The 15,268-nt window shown below is 71.0% G+C and carries 12 protein-coding genes; 4 read left to right on the top strand and 8 right to left on the bottom strand.

The window, feature by feature from the left end; translation table 11 throughout:
- The first annotated feature begins 111 nt into the window (after nt 1-111).
- On the top strand, nt 112-405 hold the full coding sequence (locus tag ACFC8N_RS31315) for a hypothetical protein (RefSeq protein WP_356036750.1): 294 nt from the start codon (nt 112-114) through the stop codon (nt 403-405).
- 263 nt (nt 406-668) lie between these two features.
- Entirely contained in the window at nt 669-2,282 is a 1,614-nt protein-coding gene (locus tag ACFC8N_RS31310; RefSeq protein WP_376291649.1) for a glycosyltransferase family 2 protein, read from the top strand.
- Between the two features lie 12 nt (nt 2,283-2,294).
- On the opposite strand, the gene ACFC8N_RS31305 is transcribed toward ACFC8N_RS31310, so the two are convergent.
- The 8 genes from ACFC8N_RS31305 to ACFC8N_RS31270 all read right to left on the bottom strand — a co-directional run bounded on the left by ACFC8N_RS31305 (nt 2,295) and on the right by ACFC8N_RS31270 (nt 14,138).
- Complete coding sequence (locus ACFC8N_RS31305; RefSeq protein WP_362822439.1) at nt 2,295-4,502, bottom strand: bifunctional glycosyltransferase family 2 protein/CDP-glycerol:glycerophosphate glycerophosphotransferase; 2,208 nt, start codon at nt 4,500-4,502, stop codon at nt 2,295-2,297.
- Between the two features lie 424 nt (nt 4,503-4,926).
- Complete coding sequence (locus tag ACFC8N_RS31300) at nt 4,927-5,973, bottom strand: S66 peptidase family protein (RefSeq protein WP_356036743.1); 1,047 nt, start codon at nt 5,971-5,973, stop codon at nt 4,927-4,929.
- Nucleotides 5,974-6,080: 107 nt separating this feature from the next.
- The gene (locus ACFC8N_RS31295; protein ID WP_376291646.1) at nt 6,081-6,905 is read right to left on the bottom strand and encodes a hypothetical protein; all 825 of its coding nucleotides are present in this window, start codon (nt 6,903-6,905) and stop codon (nt 6,081-6,083) included.
- A gap of 12 nt (nt 6,906-6,917) precedes the next feature.
- Nucleotides 6,918-7,451: a sigma-70 family RNA polymerase sigma factor gene (locus ACFC8N_RS31290; protein WP_356036738.1), complete on the bottom strand. Its 534-nt coding sequence runs from the start codon at nt 7,449-7,451 to the stop codon at nt 6,918-6,920.
- 965 nt (nt 7,452-8,416) lie between these two features.
- Complete coding sequence (locus tag ACFC8N_RS31285; protein ID WP_376291644.1) at nt 8,417-9,727, bottom strand: lanthionine synthetase C family protein; 1,311 nt, start codon at nt 9,725-9,727, stop codon at nt 8,417-8,419.
- Nucleotides 9,724-12,939, bottom strand: a complete 3,216-nt coding sequence (locus ACFC8N_RS31280; protein ID WP_376291642.1) for a lantibiotic dehydratase — start codon at nt 12,937-12,939, stop codon at nt 9,724-9,726. The genes ACFC8N_RS31285 and ACFC8N_RS31280 overlap by 4 nt, the downstream gene beginning before the upstream one ends.
- Before the next feature lie 140 nt (nt 12,940-13,079).
- Entirely contained in the window at nt 13,080-13,253 is a 174-nt protein-coding gene (locus ACFC8N_RS31275) for an FDLD family class I lanthipeptide (RefSeq protein WP_376291641.1), read from the bottom strand.
- A gap of 285 nt (nt 13,254-13,538) precedes the next feature.
- Nucleotides 13,539-14,138 (bottom strand): haloacid dehalogenase, encoded by a 600-nt coding sequence (locus ACFC8N_RS31270; RefSeq protein WP_356036725.1) that lies wholly within the window; start codon nt 14,136-14,138, stop codon nt 13,539-13,541.
- A gap of 336 nt (nt 14,139-14,474) precedes the next feature.
- On the opposite strand from ACFC8N_RS31270, the gene ACFC8N_RS31265 reads away from it, so the two are divergent.
- Together ACFC8N_RS31265 and ACFC8N_RS31260 are read left to right on the top strand one after the other, a co-directional pair.
- A complete protein-coding gene (locus tag ACFC8N_RS31265) occupies nt 14,475-15,083 on the top strand; it encodes a nucleosidase (RefSeq protein ID WP_376291639.1) in 609 nt (202 codons plus the stop codon).
- Nucleotides 15,084-15,167: 84 nt separating this feature from the next.
- Nucleotides 15,168-15,268: S-adenosylmethionine synthetase N-terminal domain-containing protein (locus ACFC8N_RS31260; RefSeq protein WP_376292008.1), on the top strand; the 101-nt coding region annotated here is incomplete at its 3' end.

Here is a 15,268-nt window from a genome sequence, read left to right as displayed (position 1 = left end):
GGCTTCCGTGAGGCCGCCCGCAGAGGCCGGCGAATGCTTCGCCCGGCGACACCCCGCTTCCACTCGTTCGCATCACCGGGCAGCCGCAGGGAAAGCGACAGGATCGGCACCATGAGTACCGAGACGGACTGGACATACCGGGTGGAGGAGCCGCACGGCTCCGAGGGGTGGCGCCCCTACGGCGACGATCCAGGGCGTTGGCGGGGAACCGTCACCACCGACGACCCGAAGGAGAACGCCGAGTACGTCGCCGCCCTCGTCGTCACCGACCTCGTGACCGAGTGGGACCGCGAGGGCGCCGTCCGCAAGCATGTGCGCGTGATCGTCTGGGAGGGCGAGGAAGGCACCGGTCCCGCCGACGCGGCCTTCACCGTCGAGATCCAGCCCGCCACCGACGGAGACTGACGCATCGTGGTCGGTCAGCCGAGTGAAGTGAGGAGGGTGTTGAGTGCCTTGTGGGCTGGTGGTGTTCCCAGACAGGTCCAGGGCTGCTGCTCAGCGCGAGGGGAACGCACGGACATGCCGGCCGACTGTCGTGCCGCACACGGTGCCGGAGCCCATCAGGCCAGTCCTACATAATGTAGGAGTTCATCGGGCGCCGCCCACCGGGTCCTCTGCTCCATCAACGACGGAGAGCGCCTGTCACGACCGCACGAACGGGAGCAGAGTTGTCCAGCGCACACGACGGGGCGGTCACGGTGGTGGTCATCGCCTACAACGACGCGGAGCACGTCGGGGAGGCGGTGGCCTCGGCCCTCGCACAGGGTGATGCGGTCGGCGAGGTCGTCGTCGTCGACGACGCGTCCACCGACGACACACCTCACGTACTGGCACAGCTCGCGGCCGCCGAGCCGCGCGTGCGCGTCGTACGCCGTGCGGTCAACAGCGGCGGCTGCGGCACCCCGCGCAACGACGGTATCGACGCGGCCCGCCACCCGTGGCTCGTCTTCCTCGACAGCGACGACGTGCTTCCGCCGAAGGCCGTGGACACGCTCCTCGCCGTCGCACTCCGGCATGACGCCGACGTGACGGCAGGCCTGTGCGTGCGGCGCGAGCTGCCCGGTGGACGTGAGATCCCCTGGCAGGAACAGCTGTTCACGGCGGAGTCGGTGCACGACGGGGTGGCCGGGCGTCCGCGGACGCTGTGGGACACGCTGTCGGTGAACAAGATCTACCGCCGTGACTTCCTGCTGTCCCGGCGGATCCGCTTCCCCGACGGCGCCGCGCACTACGAGGACTTCGTGTTCACCGCGCGTGTCTACGCGGCCGGGCCGCGCTTCGCCGTCACCCCCGAAACCGTCTACATCTGGCATGTGCGCTATGGCACCGGCCAGGCTTCGATCTCGCTGCGCCGGAACCTGATCCAGAACTGGCAGGACCGGGTCGCCGCCCATCGGCAGGTGTTGGAGATCATGCGGGACAGCGGCGACCAGGATCTGCTGATCGCCGCGCAGACGAAATTCCTTGAGTTCGATCTCGCTGTCTATCTGCGCGAACTGCCGCAGCGCACGCCGGAGTACCAGGACGCCTGGTGGCGGATCGCCCGTGAGCACGTGGGGGCCTTCGAGACCGAGGCCGTTCGCCGGGCCACTCCCGCTGCCCGCTGGCGTACCGAGGTGCTGCTCGGCCGCGAGCGAGATGCCGTGGACGTCCGGCGGCTGGCCGAGCTGGCGGCCGACCCGCCGCGGCTGGCGCCGCCGTACGCCGGTGACGCGCGGCGACCGCTGTGGGACGAGGCGGGTTCCCTCCCCGAGGCGGCGGACGAGATCGTGCTCGACGGTCTTGACGACACCCCTGTCGCACTGCTGCCCTTCCACGTCCTCGGGAACGTGGGCGCGGGTCGCCGCCTCGTGCTCGAACTACGACTGGCCGACCTCTACGGCAGGACCGCGCACGCCGGCCCGGAGCGGGCGGCCGTCGAGTTGCGGCACCGGGTGACGGGCACGGCACACCGGTACGAGGCAGCGTGGGAAGCCGAGCCGGGCGGACACGGCTGGCGTGCCGTCGTCACTGCCGACGTGGCGGCGCTCTGTGAAGGCGGCACGATCACCACCTGGGATGCCTGGGTGACCCTGACCTTCCGGGACGGCGCGTCGGCCACGAGACCACTTCGCGCGGGATCCGGACTCAGGCGGCTGGTACGGATGGGCCGCGGGGGACGGGTGCTGTTGCTCCAGCCGTACGCCACCACCAGTGGCTGCCTCGCCGTGCGCGTCACGGATGGCCTTTCCGGGATGCGCCGCGTTGTCGCGGGACGGATCGCCCGCCGCGTGCGGCGCTGAACGGCGACGAGGTCAACTGCCCGCCGGTACAGGTCCGTTCGTGTCGGCCGGCTTTCGCAGGAAGACGCTGCGCACCACGCGTTCGGCCGCGTGCCCGTCGTCGTAGGGGCAGAAGCGTGCCCGGAATCCGGAGCGCCGCTTGGCCATGTGCGGCCCCGTGTACTCGCCGCTGAGGAAGATCTCGGCGAGTTGCTCCTGCGTGGTGGCGACCGCTCCGGGCGCCTCGGCGAGGAGGTCGAAGTAGACGCCTCGTGCGCGGCGGTACGTGTCCCAGTCGGGCGCGTAGATCACGACCGGCCGGTCCAGGGCGGCGTAGTCGAACATCACCGAGGAGTAGTCGGTGATCAGTGCGTCGGCAGCGATGCACAGGTCTTCGATCGACGGGTGGGACGAGACGTCCACGACGCCCGGCGACGGGACGGTCCCAGGGGTGTCGAAGTAGTGCGCACGCACCAGCAGGACGTGGTCGTCACCGAGCTGATCGGCGAACCGCCGCACGTCGAGCAGGGGTGCCGCCTGGTCCTGGTGGTCGCGGTGGGTGGGCGCGTAGAGGACCGCGGTCTGCCCAGGGGCGATGCCCAGTTCGTCCCGAACCCGGTTCACCTCGTCGAGCGAGGCGTTGACCAGCCGGTCGACGCGCGGATACCCCGTCTCAAGTACCTCGTAGCCGCCGGGGTAGACCCTGGTGAACACCTCGGTGGTGTGCGGGTTCGGCGAGACCAGGAAGTCCCATCGCCCGCACTGCTCCACCAGCCGGTCGAAGTTCATGCCGCGTGCGGCTGCGGGGTGGTCCCGCAGGTCGGTTCCCATCTTCTTCAGGGGGGTGCCGTGCTGTGTCTGCACCAGTACCGCGCCGCGCCGCTTGGGAAGTTCATAAGGGAAGTTGACGTTGTTGACCAGATACTTGGCCCGCGCCATGGTGCGCAGGCATCGTGCCGACCCGTCCACCACGTACTCGACCCCCGGCGGGATGGATGCCGTCCTGTCCCTGGCGACCACCCACACCCCGCGGATGCCGGGCGCGAGCTCGCGGGCCTTCTCGTAGACGGCCGCGGGGTTGCAGGCGTAGCCGCGGTTCCAGTAGGCGGCGTAGACGGCGAGGCTGTCGTCGACGGGTAGCAGCAGACAAGCGCGATAGTAGGCCCGCCGCAGCGCCGTGGCCACGAGGCGGGGTGCCCGCCGTGCCGCACGACGCGCCCGGCCGAGGGCGGTACGCAGTGCGAGACGAAGCCGGTTCACCGGTTCCAGGGCCGCGTAGGCGGGGTAGGCGCCCCGCTCCACCAGCCGGTACTGCAGGCCGCGCAGCCCGGACGGGTGGGAGTAGTCGCGTGGCCGGAATCTCCGGAAGTGCTCCGACGCCTGCCGGAAGAAGTCGCGCCGCATGCTCTCCGGCACGAGTCCCGGGGTGGCGAGCACCGTCGTCGCATGGCGTACGGTCCGGTCGAACACCGCCCTGCGGAAGGGCTCGGCGGTCTCGGCCTCGCGGTCGATGAAGGCGAAGATCCGCTCGTACTGGGCGAAGAGATCGAAGTGCTTCGGGCTGGAGGTGTTGGTGATCGCGCCCTCGCGCCCGCGCCGGTAGTGGTAGCAGACACGGTCGAGCATGCTGAGCCGGCGCGCCGCGAGCAGGACGGGATAGGTGACGGAGATGTCCTCGTAGTACCCGTGCCCGAATTCCACGTCCAGGCCCAGCAGGAACTCGCGGCGCAGCACCCTGCCCCACGCGGTCATGATGAGGTCCAGGGTGCTCGGGCGCTCCGCGAGCGTGAACGTCTCGGGGGCGTCCCGGAACAGATGCGCACGCACGTTGCGCTCCACGCCTCCCTCCGGGCCGAGGAGGGCGTGGTCGACGAGCAGCACGTCGGGCTCGGTCCGCTTCAGCCGCTCGGCGACCGCGGCGAGCGCCCCGTCGGCCAGCCGGTCGTCGCTGTCGACGAACCACACGTAGTCACCACGGGCCCGGGCCAGTCCCTCACCGCGCGCCCGGCCGAGGCCGACGTTCTGCGGCAGGTGGACCACGCGCAGCCGCTGGTCCCGGGCCGCGTACGCGTCGAGCAGGGCACCGCTGCCGTCAGGGGAACAGTCGTCCACGGCCACGACCTCGATGTCCTGGAAGGACTGCGACGCCCCGAGGACCGAGTCGAGGCACTCCTCCAGATACTCCTGCACCTGGTAGACGGGCAGGACGATACTGATGAGTACCTCTACGGACGGTTGCACGGCCGGGGTGTCAGTCGTTGCCACATGCCCTCCAGGCAAGTGTCGGTGTGTATGTGTTGCACGCTCGGACACCCGTGAGGTCGTCTCACGCCATTCCTCGGCATGAAGGAACCAACCATCCTGACCAGCGACACACCAGGGCGCCCCTGCACGGGGGAACGCGGCAGCTCCTCAAGCACACACTAGTACTACATGTTGTAGGAGGACCAGCGCGGTCGTGCTGGGCGAGGTGAGCGGGCAACGCGGAGGCATCGGAGAATGGTGCCACAGGGCCGAAATTCCCGCCAAAGCTCCACTCGAAAGGGTGAATCGCCCGAGGGAATCGATCGGGTAGGCCACGCCCGTAGGTGTCTCCCGCGGAGGGCGGGTCAGGGAGTCCGGATGCGCCTTCCAGGCCGGGCTCGGGTCCCGACCTCCAGCGCCGTCAGTACGTCACCGTGATCCGCTGCGCCGGGCCGTCGACGCTGATCCACCCGCCGTACGGGATCACCAGTTGGGGATCGGTGTGTCCGAAGTCGACGTCGAACACCGCCATCGTGTGCGGGGCATACGTCGCCAGCGCGCGCAGCACCGCTTCGCGCTGCTCAGTGGCGTAGCGCCGCTTGTCCTCCGTCTTGTTCGGCTGCTGGAAGGACCACGCCTTGGCGCGGCCCATCAACAGGGCCGGGAACCGCGCCAGCAGGCCCCGTTCTCCCATGTTGCGCAAGATCCGGAAGACGTCCTCCCCGCTCGGCAGCTCCTCCGAGGTCTCCAGGAACAGCACGCCGCCCTCGTAGACGGCCGGGTCGCGTGCGATCTCGCGGTCGGCCATCAGCAGCCATGACAGGATTTCCAGGTTGCCGCCCCAGGCACGGCCCTCGACGAATTGGTCGGGCTGGTGCCAGATCCAGCCGTCGGCGGGCTGCGAGTCCGGCTCCGTCTCGAAGGTGGCGGGGTCGGCCCAGTCACGGGCGGTGTCACGGTAGCGCGGGGCGGGGCGGAGTTCGTACGGGCCCGAGGTGAACAAGGCCGCGCGTACCGAATCTGCGGTCATGGGGTGGAGTGCGTACGGGCGGCCGAGCTCGGTCATCAGGCAGCCGCCGTGGTAGGCGACGATGCCCAGGTTGTGCAGGAAGACCAGCAGGTTGGTGTTGTCGCTCATTCCGAAGAAGGGCTTGGGGTTGGCGCGGATCAACTCGCGGTCCAGGAAGGGAAGCACGGTGATCTGGTCGTCGCCGCCGATGGTGGCCATCACCGCTTTGACCGTGGGATCGGCGAACGCGGCGTGGATGTCGTCGGCTCGTTCCCTGGGGGTGGAGCCCATTTTGCGCGTCGCCGGGTACTCCACCGGTTCGAGTCCGAAGTCCTCGCGCAGTCGCTTGAGCCCCAGCTCGTGCGGCTGAGGGAAGAGCGCCGGCAGTCCGGACCCCGGCGAGATGACGGCTATACGGTCGCCCGGCACAGGCTTGGCCGGATACGCAGGTGAGGTCATGTCGGCCAGGTTAGGGGCCTGTTCGACTTCCGATCATCTTCATTTCTGCTGCGCGGGTCGAGTTGTCGAGTACGAGGGCGGCGACCTCTGGGGGAGGAAACTCCTGCCTACCTCATCAGCGAGTTTCCGTTGACGGTCCGAGTCGTGCCGTCGTTGAGGGTGACGGTGATGGTGGTGCCGGTGAGCTGGTCGTGGGAGTCGCTCTCCGGCCACCAGGCGGTCCACCGGCCGTACGGCAGTGTGCGGATTTGCCGCACGGTGGCATGGACGGTGCGCCGGTGGTCTCGAACGGTGATCTCCTTCACGTCGGAGCCCATCGATCCGACCGCGTAATGGAACCGGGCGGAGCCGCCGCCCTGGGCGCCCTGCGCGTCCAGCGTGACGCCGTCCGCGGGTACTTCGACCGCAGGGCCGACGGCCACCGCGACGCCCGAGCCATCGGATCCCGCCAGGCAGTACGCCGCGTGGCCGTGGCGTGTGATGATCATGGAGGCGATGGTTCCACGCATGTCCGTGTTGCTGAGCTCTCCTGGTCCTCCTTCCCCGGAAGCCTCCTTCGTCTCCTTGAGGCACCGGATCAGAGGGGAGGATTTCGCGCTGCCGGCATCAGTCACGTCGCCGGCGGTGGGTGTGGCAGTGGCCGTCCAGGTGGCTACTTGGGCCGCCGACAACGGTCCGGAGCCCCCAGGCCCAGGCCGATCCGACAGCACGGCCAGCAGGGCGGCACCTGCCGCCAGTGTGCCGGCCACCGTGAGCGCAATGCTGCGCACCAGCGGCCGGCGAAACGGGACGACGGCGGAACGGCCGGGACGGGCGGTGTCGCTCAGAACCGTCCGCAGCAGCCGTTCCCTTCGGTCGAGATCGGCGGCGGAGAGTTCGGTGCGCGGTGCGGCGTCGAGTTCGGTGAGGCGGGAGAGGAGAGCGTTTCTCATGCGGAGCTCCTGTCAGTGCGTCGGAGAGAGGTCGGGTGAGGCGGGGGCGGCAGGTCTGACACGGCTGGCGAGACGCCGCTTCGCACGCGTCAGGCGCATGGCGTATGCCGCACGGGTGCAGCCGAGGACCGTGGCCGCGTCCCGAGCCTTGAGTTCCTCCCAGACGTGCAGCGCGAGGACCTCCTGGTCGGCCGGGGTGAGTGACTGCCAGGCAGCGACGAGGTCGATCCGGCTGTCCACCTGGGCCGTCGCGTCGATCGCCGTTTCGTGGCAACCCGCCTCGGTGGCTTGCCGGATGTGCACCACGAGGGCCGACTGTCGGCGTGCGCTGCGGTCCGCGTTCAGCATCACGTTGCGGGCCACGCCGAACAGCCACGGCCGCGGATGTGCGGGGAGTTCGCGCCGGCGGCGCCACGCGGCGAGGAACGTCTCCCCCACGATGTCGTCGACGTTCATCGAGTGGGCACGGCGGCGCACGAACCGCAGCACGTCCTCGTAGTGAGCCCGGTACACGTCCGTGAACTCAGCCTCGGTATGGATGGGCATGGCTTCCTTCCGTAGCGCCTGCCTCTACATGTCCATCACCGATAGAAGTGCAACAGGGCCTGCTGCCCGTCGCCGTGCCCGGATCGCACCGTCGAGCGCGAGGACAGCATCATCCCGTTACCCGGGTCCAGCCCGGACAGCGTCCGGCAGCCACCCGTCGGCACTCGGCAGCCGTGGGAGCCAGCGGACCGGGAGCAGGCCGCCGTCGACGGCGTGACCGGCCCCGAGCCACGCACCAACCGGCCTGCCCCCGGCCTCCCCCCTTGGACGAGATCAAACCGTGGGCGTGGCCGGCCCCGGCCCGTGAGTGCAACGAGGCCGGATCTCCGGGCCGTTGCCGGACGCCGGCTGACCAACCCGGTGCCGTTTCCTGCCCATGGCGCTCGCATGCGCGAGCGCGTCTCACAGGGCGGCCGAAGAGACGCTTCCGCCAGGCAGGTGAGGCTGCTGCCGGGCCGTGGGGGCGGCGGGCCAGGGAGCGGTGGGCAAGACTCGCGCCAGCTCGTGGCGTATGCGGTCGGCTTCACCACGAGCCTGAGCCGGCACGTCACCGCGCTCAGCGACAAGGCGATTGAAGATCGGGGTTTCCTGGAACACGCTGGGATCTGCCTTCTGAGGTGGGTTCGGCACGGCAACCACCGAGCCGCGAATCGATCATGTGACGGATCGAGTATCCAGTGCCGCGAGCAGGGGCAGTCACCACCCGTACGAGGGAGACGGCACCGATGTCGGACTCTGTGCTCTTGATCACACCAACTCAACGGTCGGCCGACCCGGTCAGCGCCCCAGGTACTGGGGGTGAGCAGCACCGTCGTGGTGCAGCGGGCCGTTCCGTGACGCGTTCCCCTTGGGCGAGGGGTGGCGGGCACTCCGGCACACGCGGGCAGTACACGGCGGAGAACGCGCAGGAGTGGGCCGACGCCCCGCGGAAGCTCTCGTTGAACCGGATCTCCTCCGCCGAGCAGTCAAGCCAGGAGCAGGGCGGCGTCCCAGGGGAGGTCGTCGCCGTCAGATGCGGGCGGCCGGGTGATCCGGTCGTGCAGGGCGAGGGCGACTCCGGCGGCACCTTCGAGGTATGCCGGGGAGTCGAGTGGTTCCGGTCGGTGCGGAGGCGCGGGGACGGTGGGGAAGCCGAAGGCCGACGAGGGGTCGAAGCGGGCGCACAGCCGCTCGGCGAGTTCGTCGGCTCGCGCGGACAGTGAGGCGTCGTCCAGATCGGCGGCCATGCGCCCGGCGGTCTGCATCAGTCCGGCAAGGCCGTGGCACAGGCCCGCGTCCTCAAGCCCGCGCAGCCGGTCGGGGTGGGAGAAGAGCGCCCTCATCGCGCGGGCCGCGTTGTCCTGCCACTCGTCCTCTCCCAGTGCCGTACCGGCGAGTTGGAGCGCACGGGCGATGCCCGGCGTGCCGTAGCACCAGCTCGGGCGCCCGCGCTCCACGGAGGGCATGGCGGGGGCGAGTTCCTGGTCAGCGGTGACCGTGCCGGGCCACCACGGCCCCGCGTCCGCGTCCTGTCGGTCCTCTTGGCGCCAGCTCATCAGCCACGAGGCGATACGGCGGACGGCGGTGTCCTGGCCGGGGACGCGCAGTCCGCGCGTCCAGCACAGGGACAGCAGCGCGAGCGGCCCCGCCGCGCCGTGTGCCAGGCCCAGGTCGAGTACGCACTCCCGCCCGCGCTCGTCCGCCGCGAAGGGCCACGGGGGGCTGGACCAGCCGGGCAGCGGTCCTGCCTCTGTCCCGACCGGCTCGGTGAGGGCGACGAGGTAGCGCAGCACGTTCCGGACGGCATCGGTGTCGGCCGTGGCGGCGGGCTCGGCGAGGAAGTACCGGCCGAGGCCGGTCACGCCGGAGATGACGTCGAAGTGCGCCCGGTCGGCGCCGGGGGTGCCCGACTCGATACGGGCGTACTCCGTTTCGAGGATTCTCACCAGGCCGTCGCGCAGGGCCGTGTCGATGCGGGCCCGCAGGGTGGCGTAATCCCGGGGCGAGCGGGTGGCGTGCTTCGCGGCGAAGCCGAGACCGCCCAGTCCGGAAAGGATCCCGATCCCGCCGGCGCGCCCGGCCGCTTCGGCCTCAGCCGCCAGCAGGGCATGGGCAGTTGGGCGCAGGCTCGCGTCGCTCCTGCTGACCTCGCCGAACAGCAGCGCCGCCCCCGAGGGGCCGCCTGCGAGTCCGGAGGTGGTGAAGAGCCGCGGGTCGGTGAGGCGGTCGCGAGCGCGGGCCAGGATCTCGGCCACCACCGTCTCGGCGTCCCACCGCTTCGGTGCGGTAGCCGTCATCGCAGGTGCTTCCTGCGTCCGTGTTCGGCCTGGGCGAGGCCGCGCGCCACCGCGAGCGAGCGGTTCTCCGAGGTGCGCGAGGTGCCGACGAGCCGGTTGTGGTGCATGTGGAACACGCTTGCCAGCACCGATGGTTCGCGGGCGACGGAGGCGTACACGCGCATGGCCGCCGCCCTGGCGGCACAGGCGGCCAGCACCGCGTCGGCCTTTCCGGCCGGGAACGCGGCCCTGATCCCGCCGTCGTCCAACAGGCGCAGCGCCGCCGCGCGGTGATCGCGGAAGTAGGCGTGGTTCTCCTCGTCGCGCGGACGCGTGAGGTGCCAGTCGGGCCACTGGTCGCCGTGCACCTGGCGGGAGAGGTCGAGGTAGTTGGCCGCGGCGAGCACCGCTGGCTCGACGGTCACGGCGTCCGTCGCCCGCAGCCGCAGCTGTTCCAGGACGGCGGCGCTGTCGCGGTGGAAGACCTCCTCGGCGGCTTCGAGGGCCTCGTGGCCGCCGTAGCGATGGGCTTCGGGCTCGTAGCCGTCGAGGACGAACGCCCCGGCCAGACGCATGCCGCGAAGCTGCTCGACCCAGTCCAGGACACCCGGTGTCAGCTCGCCGTGGAGCATGTCGGGGTCGCCGTGGAAGCGCAGGCGCAGATGCGCGCCGGTGGGGTCGCTGTAGCGGATGAAGAACCAGCGGTCGACCCCGGGCGGCAGGGCCGCCAGCAACCGGGGCAGCTGCTCGGTGAGGATCTCGTTGTGGCGGGCCGCGGCGGCGTAGAGCCGGCCGTAGAGCCATGCGCGGCTGTGGCGCGGGGCGGGCGGGGCGACCGGGCTGAAGCGCGGCGTCCGAGGCCCGGCGGCAGGGGGCCGCGGGGCGGCGGACGGCTGCGCGCCCGTAGGTGACGGCGGCGTGGCAGGGGACGGGGCAGGGAGGAGGGGGAGCACCAGTTCGCTGGTGAAGGCGCCCGCGTCGGTCGCCAGCCAGCCATCGCCCGCGCCCGCGTCCTCAGGGGTCTCGTACGCCGCCACCGGCGCTCCCCGGCCCAGCTCGCGGCGCAGCAGCATCCGGTGCAGCGGTGCCGTCAGGTCCAGCTCCGTCCGGCGGTCGGTGCTGCCGACGACCACCCGGTCGGGGACGTTCCACCGGGCACGCCAGGCGTCCAGGCGACGTCCCCATTCCTCGTCCGGGAGGGAGGAGTCGGCCAGATCCGTGGCCGACAGCTGCCAGCGGGCGGGGGCGAGGACCGACCTGCCGTAGCGGACGCGCGGCAGGCAGGGAAGCCTGCCGAGCGCGCCCCATGACCACAGGCCCTGCACCGCCGTGCCCATCTTCGGCACCTCGCGCAGCAGCCGGACCGCGGCGGGGGCGAGGTGCGGGTTGAGCATGGTGGGGAACTGGGGCACGATCTCCTGTCCGGTCGACGCGTCCACCACGTACAGCTGGTCCAGGTCGGCGGCGAGCGCGAGGTCGCCCATTCCGCGCACCGCACCCGAGGAGCGGTCGGCGAAGCGGCCGACGGCGACGCGCTCGCTCCAGAACGACGGCACACGGACGACGTTGGTGCTGCGGCCTCCCCGGGGCGTGAAGTCCAGCTGTGCCGGGCACGCACCGTCCCCGGCCGCATCGGTGGCGGCACGGCGGACCAGTCCGCCCAGCGCGTCGACGTCGTCGAGGAGATAGGCGAACCTGCCGAAGAGGTCACCGAGTGACAGTGACGCCGTCGTCGGAGAGATCACCAACGTGAAGTCGCCCTCTTCGACGGCCTGTTGGGAAGGGGCGGTCAGATGCAGGCACAGATCCAGTGCCGCCGCGGGCGGTGTCCGCGAGCCGGCCAGCCGGTCGAGCACCGCGTCGTCGAGCACCACTTCGCGGGCACCGGAAGCGACCGCCCCGAGGGCGAGCTCCGCCAGGAGCGCGTCCCTGGACCGGCCACGCTCACTCGCTTCCCCGCGCGCCGGCTGCCGCCGTTCGCTGCGCGGATGGTCGTACCCGGCAGGCGGGCCGAGCCCCGTGTGCGGATCGAGCACGTCGCTCAGCGGCACGGCCCGGCCGGTGCCGTAGCGCTCGACGAAAGCGTCCCGGTACTCCCGCAGTTCGGCCCACTGCCCCGCGGCGTCGGGGGCGGCGAGACGCAGCGCGGCGGCCGCCCGTTCCGCCTCCCTGAGCACCTCCCGGGGCAGGGTGACCTCGGCGTCCAGCCGGGTGTCGACCTGGATCGACCGGTCGCCGGTGCGCAGCGCGCCCATGGTGTCGAGGGCCGTCCGCCAGTGACCGAGGCCGGCGCCGGCGTGTTGTGCGCCGTACTGCTCCAACAGGTCACCGACGGAGGCGAGTCGGCCGGCCTCGTCGGCTCGGCCCGCGGCGTTGAGGGCGTCGATCGCGTACCGCAGTGGATCGGTCTCGCTGAGCGGCGGGCGCAGCTCCGTGAGGAGGAATCCCTGCCGGACGAGCCCGAGGACCAGCCCCTCCTTGGCGGACGCGGGCACCCCGGGGTACGCGCCGTCAAGGTGTTGCAGCAACTCCCCGGCGAGTACGGGGCGATGGGCCATGGCGAGAACGGTCCTCACCGGCGCCGTGTGGCGCACGGAGACCTCCTGGACGCCGTGGCCCTCGTGCTGCCGTTCCGAGGCGTCCTGCCTTGCGGAGTCATGCCCTGCGGAGTCATGCCTTGCGGAGTCCGTGGGATCCTCGACGGCGTCGGCGAAGGGGAGCACCCAGCGCCGGCCTCGTGCGAACCCGAGGTCGTTGGTGACGACGCGCAGCCCGCGGAGCACGTCCATGTCACCCTCCCACGTGGCGAGGACGCCGAGCAGCCAACCGCCGTCCGGGCGCACCGCCTTGCGGTGACGGGTGCCCATGCGGACCCGGCAGCCGTCGCCGAAGGAGACGGGGGCGACACCCGCGAGAAGTCCGAAGGGGGTGGCGCGGCTGGCGGCCCGCAGCACGTAGCGGGTGGCCGAGAGAGTGAGCTTACGCAGGGCGTTGGGCCTCATCGGCGCGCCGCCGCGCAGCGTTTCGACGGCCCGGTGAAGCGAGGGGCTGGAGACGGCGAGCGCCTCCTCGACCCGTGCGTCGGAGGTGAGCGCGTCGAGGTACCGGGCGACCTGGTCGCGGTCCCGTGGATCGATCGCGGCGCGGGACTCGGCGGCGGCCGTCCGGGGAAGCAGGGGGACGCGGAGCATCCCGAGGGGCTCCGCTCGGAAGGGCACGTTCTCGCCGGGCATGTTCTCGCCGCTCCTTTTCGCGTCCTGTTCGCTTCCTTGTTCTCGCCGGGCACCGCACATGTGCGCCGCCTGTGGGCACATGTGCGTCTGTCGGCCGCGGGGGCCCGGGCCTGAGCCCGAACTCCCGCGGCCTCAGCTGATCAGGAGCAGGTCGGGGTGAGGCAGCCGATCTCGGACGGGCAGAACACGATGGTGGCGGTGGGGGTGACCGAGAGGGCACCCTCGATCGACGCCGACTCGTCGAGCTCCACTCGCACGTCCAGGTCGAACTCCGACAGCTCCACCGGCGACTCGGCCGGCATGGCAACGGACATGGTTCTCTCCTTCGGCAGAAACACGCGATGGCAACCGGGCACCCGGACTTGAGCACCCGTCAGTCACATACACGGTGAGAGACGGGTCGCCGGTGCCGTGCGAGACCGAGGCCTAGTGGCCACCACAGACATGCCCGCCATGAGGCAACCGTTCGAACCGGCCGCGCGTCCCCGCCAGATTTGCTTCGCGTATGCGAACGTGAGGGCGGCGCCATGGACGACGGCAGCTCGTTCAGCACGCCGAACAGACGGGGAGATGCGCCGTCCGCCAGACCCTGCCGAGGCTCAGACCCTGCTGACGGTCAGACGCTCCAGCGCGGGGATCACGGCACGCAGGTCCTCCGCCTCGACGTACGTCGTCGCGCGTGCGCGCACGTCGGGCGGGGCGTTGAAGGCGATGCCCAGGCCGACGGTGTCGAAGAGCAGGCCGTCGGTCGGGCAGGCGCCCACCGCGGCGCAGTCCGTGGGGGCGACGCCGAGATCGTCGGCCCGGCGCCGGACGAACTCGATCTGGTCCGCGGAGGTGACCGGGGCTCCGGCCTGGCCGGTGAACCGGCCGTTCATCGCGTCCAGGAAGCGGCCCGAGTACGAGTGGAAACCGAACCGCTCCGCGAGATGCGCGCCGATCGGGGTCCAGGTGAGGCTGGAGACGATCGGCACCAGGCCGTTGTTCCAGCACCACTGCGTGGTCTCCGCGACGCCGGGCACCACGGGCAGGCCCGCGAGCTGGGTGTGCAGGGCCTTCTCCGGGATGCCCGTCCAGCGTTCCGCGTCCGCCTGCCCTGTTTCGTGCACGCCCGAGGCCCCGCTCAGTCCGAGGCGTTCCTCGACGAGGCGGGACAGGCTTCTTCCCGGGACCAGAACGCAGTCCACGGAGAAGAACACGGCGGCGTTTTGAGCAAACATAAGCTGTGCGAGTATGCCACCGCCTGCGGCCCCGCAGTAGACATATTCGCGATCGCTCCTTCCGGGATCTCGTGGGGGTGCACGCTTTAGGGATCTCCTGGTCCAATCAAGGCAAACATGGGAACGGCCGTGATCTCACGGTCCGCCGCCGCCTCGCTTCACGGGAGCACCGTGTCCACCAATTACGTGCCCTTTACTGCCGGTTTGTCACCGGGGCCACTGGACTTCGCCGGAGCCGCGCCGGCCACGCAGCCGGCCGTCCAGAACGCCTGACACCGGTCCCGCCACCACGGCCCCTCCCGAACAGGAAATCCCGTGCAGCTCTCACCCCTGCCCGAAGCCTCCTTCACCGCTCGCCTCCGCGGCGCCGTACGCCCCGACCGTCCGTTGATCGTGGTGGCGGCGGAAGCCGAGGCGGCGTGTTTCGACGACACCTTTCCCGTACTGGTCACCGGAATGGGGAAGGTACGGGCCGCCGTGGAGCTGACGCTGGCGCTGTCGTCGGCCCGGCCGCGGGAGATCGTCAACGTCGGTACGGCCGGCTCGCTCCGGGACCTGCCGTGCGGGGTCGTGGAGGTGAGCCGGGTCATTCAGCACGACCTGCCGGACGAGGTGCTCCACCGGCTCAGCGGGGTCCACTACAGCCGTCCGCTGACCGTACGGCCCGAGCCCGGCCCCACCCTGGCCACCGGTGACGCCTTCGTCGCCGACGGTCGCACCCGCGCGCTGCTGGCCGAGCGGGCCGATCTGGTCGACATGGAGGGCTACGCGATCGCCGCCGTGGCCGAACGGTTCGGCGTGCCGGTGCGGATCGTGAAGTACGTGAGCGACCAGGCCGACGAGTCCGCCGAGCGGGAGTGGCCCGAGGCGGCAGCGGTGGCCTCCGGCGCGCTGGCCGACTGGATGCGCCGGCACCTGCTCTGAACGGCCGTGCCGGCAGGCACGGCAACCCGAACCGTCCGTCCGTACGGTGTCCCGTCCGGGGCACCGCCGTATCTCTGGAGAGTCATGCCTCGTCGCCTGTTCACCTCGGAGTCCGTGACCGAGGGCCACCCCGACAAGATCGCTGACCAGATCAGCGACACCATTCTCGACGCGCTTCTGCGCGA

Origin of the sequence: Streptomyces sp. NPDC055966 (assembly GCF_042269865.1) — a bacterium.
In the GTDB taxonomy this organism is placed as follows: domain Bacteria; phylum Actinomycetota; class Actinomycetes; order Streptomycetales; family Streptomycetaceae; genus Streptomyces.
Note: the sequence above shows the minus strand (reverse complement) of the source record. Positions and strands in the feature narration are given on the sequence as shown.

Bases quoted from the DNA above. Each gene is read 5' to 3' on its own strand.
- ACFC8N_RS31300 (WP_356036743.1), bottom strand. From the start codon at position 5,973: ATGACCTCACCTGCGTATCCGGCCAAGCCTGTGCCGGGCGACCGTATA.
- ACFC8N_RS31295 (WP_376291646.1), bottom strand. From the start codon at position 6,905: ATGAGAAACGCTCTCCTCTCCCGCCTCACCGAACTCGACGCCGCACCG.
- ACFC8N_RS31280 (WP_376291642.1), bottom strand. From the start codon at position 12,939: ATGCCCGGCGAGAACGTGCCCTTCCGAGCGGAGCCCCTCGGGATGCTC.
- ACFC8N_RS31275 (WP_376291641.1), bottom strand. From the start codon at position 13,253: ATGTCCGTTGCCATGCCGGCCGAGTCGCCGGTGGAGCTGTCGGAGTTC.
- ACFC8N_RS31285 (WP_376291644.1), bottom strand. From the start codon at position 9,727: ATGACGGCTACCGCACCGAAGCGGTGGGACGCCGAGACGGTGGTGGCC.
- ACFC8N_RS31315 (WP_356036750.1), top strand. From the start codon at position 112: ATGAGTACCGAGACGGACTGGACATACCGGGTGGAGGAGCCGCACGGC.
- ACFC8N_RS31290 (WP_356036738.1), bottom strand. From the start codon at position 7,451: ATGCCCATCCATACCGAGGCTGAGTTCACGGACGTGTACCGGGCTCAC.